Below are 2,194 nucleotides of genomic sequence, written 5' to 3'. Positions count from 1 at the left end.
GGGTATTAGCAGTCGTTTCCAACTGTTGTCCCCTACCACAAGGTAGCTTCCCACGCGTTACTCACCCGTCTGCCACTAATCCCGAAGGATCCGTTCGACTTGCATGTGTTAGGCCTGCCGCCAGCGTTCGTTCTGAGCCAGGATCAAACTCTCAGGTTCTACTGAATATTAATCCCAACTTAAATCACGTTTCTGTACTCAAATCTAACCGACCATAAATGGCCAATTAATAGACGAGGAACACGCAAATAATTAAGACCGAAGCCTCAATCTTTGGTGTTCTGAAAAACGTAAACTAAGTCAGCTATTCCGTAACAGTGGCTTGTTACCAAACCACTCGCGAATAACCGCCGTCCACGTTTCTCTTTCTTCTTCCGTATTCAATTGTCAATGAACGGAGACTTTCGCCTCAATATCCAGACTTACAAGACCTCTTAAAAACCCCGTAAATCCTTCTGTTTTTGTGCCTCCGAACCGGCGCCTCAGTGGCCCGCCCCGGTGGCGTGAAGCGGGTTATAGGGATACCAGACCGACCCGTCAACACGCAAACTCCAAAAAAACAAAACAATCGGGCAAAAACTAAAATTCAAACAATTCAATAACTTCATATATCAACCCGCACACCACCACCAGACACCCAAAAACCCCAGAAACAAGCCAATAACAACCAGCCAAAACACCAAAAATTAACAAATCCAAAATTTGCACAGACACTTGGAAAACAAACCACTCAATCAGGACCGCCACCAACCCCGCAAAAGCTGGCTAAGAAAGAACCTCACCGAACAGCACAGCACTCCAAGAGCAACAATCAGAAATGGAGACACACAGAAGAGCCTGGCGACAAGGCAGACAGAGACCCTGGCCTCAGACATTCCCTACCCTCTACTCTGACAGCTAGCGCCAAAATGCAGAGTAAGCCAAAGTTGGAACCAAAGAGATCAGCATCAAAAATCAGAGGCTGTCATTCAAAGGGAGACCTAAGAGAAAGACCAGATACATATAAAGAGCGCGATAGTTGACCGGTCAGTGTTACAACCGTGAGCCGTGAGCCGTGAGCCGTGAGCCGTGAGCCGTGAGCCGTGAGCCGTGAGCCGTGAGCCGTGAGCCGTGAGCCGTGAGCCCAAAAGCCAAACCAACACACAAAGCGCAACAACAAAAAACCACAACACCAGATTTGAGACGTTTTGCGTTTTTTTGCGTTCAAACCCGCAATGTTACGTTGCTATGTAAAACCAGCAGGTCAAACGGCGAAGCAAGGCTACAAAAGACCTCGCACCTAGTCAGTCCAAAGAAGCAACTAAGAGCAAGGTTCAGCAGCAAACTTATTCCCCATCTGCTAACATCTATTCCCGCTCCAGAAAAACATATCCCCGTACTCAGTACTGCGAGGCACCGCAAGGCTAAGCGTTTCAATCCCTTGAAGTCATTGCTTTGGTTTCACTGAGGCCAACTGGAGGCTGTATATTCAGGGAGTATTCTTCGGTCAGGTGGCATTGCAATCCAGGGGATCGCCGACCACTCGCAACCTAGCTCGCAGTGTTTTCAGCCCGTTCATTCAGGACGGTCTATTCCCAAAACGCAAAAAGCCCCCATGCATTATGCATTGGGGGCTTTTTGTCTGATATGTTGTTCTGTTTTATTTTGTAGAGATTTGTCGGTGTGTATTATTCATGCCCGGCGGCGCCCTACTCTCCCGCGTCTTAAGACGAAGTACCATTGGCGCAGGGGCGTTTCACTTCCGAGTTCGGGATGGGATCGGGTGGGGGCGCCCCGCCATAGCCACCGGGCAGGAATAAGTCACACTGACTTATGAACTGGTCTGCGATGGCGCTTTTTAAGGCGCCAATGTTGTTATCCAAGTTTTAGCTTTGTTTTGTTAGCGACAAATCTACGTGTTTGTCGATTATGATTATAGCTTAATGGGAGTGATCAAGATCAATCGAGCTATTAGTAAGGCTCAGCTTCGAGAGTTACCCCTCTTCCACATGCCTCCTATCAACGTGGTGGTCTTCCACGGCTCTCAAGGGATATCTAGTTTTGAGGTTGGTTTCCCGCTTAGATGCCTTCAGCGGTTATCCATTCCGAACATAGCTACCCTGCAATGCGGCTGGCGCCACAACAGGTCCACCAGAGGTTCGTCCATCCCGGTCCTCTCGTACTAGGGACAGATCCTCTCAAATTTCCTACACCC

The 2,194-nt window shown here is 48.7% G+C and carries 3 rRNA genes; all 3 read right to left on the bottom strand.

The window, feature by feature from the left end:
• Positions 1-159: ribosomal RNA gene (locus tag DHN43_RS26970) — 16S ribosomal RNA — on the bottom strand; the annotation flags it as partial.
• Positions 160-1,675: 1,516 nt separating this feature from the next.
• A 5S ribosomal RNA gene (rrf, locus tag DHN43_RS26960) occupies positions 1,676-1,790 on the bottom strand.
• Between the two features lie 139 nt (positions 1,791-1,929).
• Positions 1,930-2,194 (bottom strand): 23S ribosomal RNA (locus DHN43_RS26955); the annotation flags it as partial.

The organism is Pseudovibrio sp. Alg231-02 (assembly GCF_900143565.1).
Taxonomy (GTDB): Bacteria; Pseudomonadota; Alphaproteobacteria; order Rhizobiales; family Stappiaceae; genus Pseudovibrio.
This window is presented reverse-complemented; position numbering and strand designations above follow the sequence as displayed.